The 1,648-nt window shown below is 63.1% G+C and carries 1 protein-coding gene; it reads right to left on the reverse strand.

The genetic code is table 11. The annotated features are described in order from the left end of the window. Positions 1-133: 133 nt before the first annotated feature. Positions 134-1,528 (reverse strand): IS1380 family transposase, encoded by a 1,395-nt coding sequence (locus E3T43_RS12695; RefSeq protein ID WP_134472695.1) that lies wholly within the window; start codon positions 1,526-1,528, stop codon positions 134-136. Between the last annotated feature and the right edge of the window lie 120 nt (positions 1,529-1,648).

Consider the following 1,648-nt stretch of genomic DNA (forward strand, 5'->3'; position numbering starts at 1 on the left):
CCTCGATCCACCGGTCCGCCTTGAGTGAGCAGCGTCGCTGAATTCTGAGCGGTGTTGTGGTGGTGGGCGTGGCGAAGCTGTCGGCCTTGCTGCCGATGGTGTTCCGTGGTCTTCGGCGCCGGATGGCGGGTGGTCAGGTGGGGACGGTGCGCGGCGGGCCGCAGGCCGCCGCGAATGCGGCTGTCCACCCGGTTTCCCACGGCCAGCTGGCCGGTAGGTGCAGAAGAATTTTCCGGGCTGAGGTGGAGATTCGTGCGGGGATGTTGATGAGTTTGCGGCGGATGGTGCCGCTGCGCGCTTTGCCCAGGTCGGCGCTGGCGAGTGAACCAACGGCTCGGGAAAGGTTGAACGCGATCGTGGCCAGCACGAGCCAGGCCGCGTTGGCCGTGAAGACACCGGAGGGCAGATGAGCCAGCGCGCTGTCCTTGAGATCGGCGTTGATCTGCTCGATGATCGCATGCTGACGATGGGTTTGATCGGCCGTGACGGTGTCCAGATCGCTGGTTGTGAAGAACGCGTGAAAGCGGTGCGTGTCGAAGAGGGTGGGTTGTCCCTCGCCCGCTTTCTGGTTCAGTTCGGGGATTCGTCGCACGACCAAGCGGCCTTCGATGCGTTCGGATTTCTTGCGTGAACTGAACGCGGTGAAGGTGACTTCGGCGACCTCGGCGGACGAGATCCAGGCGCCGCTTTCCTCGTCTCGGATCGCGTCGGTGTAGTTGATCGTGGTCCACTGGTCGGCGGTGATCGTGGCGATCGCGCGCTTGACGGCGGGGTCCATCCGCGCGGTGATGGAGACTTTCGCCCCAGCGCGATTCGCGGCGGCGACGACAGCGTGGCCATAGAACGCGCTATCAGCGCGCAGCAGCACGACGCCGGTCGCCGCTGTGCTGCGGAGGCGTTGCACGGTGGCGAGAACGTCGCCGACGAACTTGCCCGCGCCGCGGGGCGACCCCGTCGATCCTTTCCGGAGCCGGGACCCGATGATGATCGGTGCCGCTTTGGGCGTGGAGACGATGCCGATCAGAGCGTTCAGCCCGCGCACTCCGGAGTACCCGTAGCCGGAGCCTTGTTTCTGATATCCGTGGACTTCTTTGATGGTGTCGTCGATATCAACCAACGCGTAGTCGTCGATTCCCGCGACGATCGGAGTGTGGGTGGCCAAATTGACCAGCCACCGCCAGGCGACGGCGTCGAGCTGACGGACGTGGCCAAACGTGAACGCCCGAAGAAACGAGCCCAACGTCGACGGGGCGTAGGTTCCGACGAAGAGTTTCTTCATGCCGCCGTGCCGCAGCAACGCCATGTCATCAATCGAGTCGGCCCCGGCGAGCATTCCCGCCACTAACGCGGTGACTTTCAATCCGGCGTTCGCGCCGAAGTATCCGGGCAAGCTCAACCGGGCGTTGACGAGCTCACCGAGACCCGTTTTCACCGCCAAAGCCAGCGCCGGGACCAGCCCTGCGGCCGACACGAGATTTGTGTCATCGAAGGTGGCTGACAAGCGGGTCGAAGTATGGAAAAGTTGCATCTACGAGATGCCTCTCGAATCGGTCGAATTGAACCCTAAGTAAGTTCTATTTTTCCTGATCCGACAGGCATTCTCGGTTTAACGCGCCGTCACAACTTCAACTCGACCGGTGGATCGAGG

The organism is Cryobacterium sp. Hh7 (genome assembly GCF_004403155.1).
Taxonomy (GTDB): domain Bacteria; phylum Actinomycetota; class Actinomycetes; order Actinomycetales; family Microbacteriaceae; genus Cryobacterium; species Cryobacterium levicorallinum.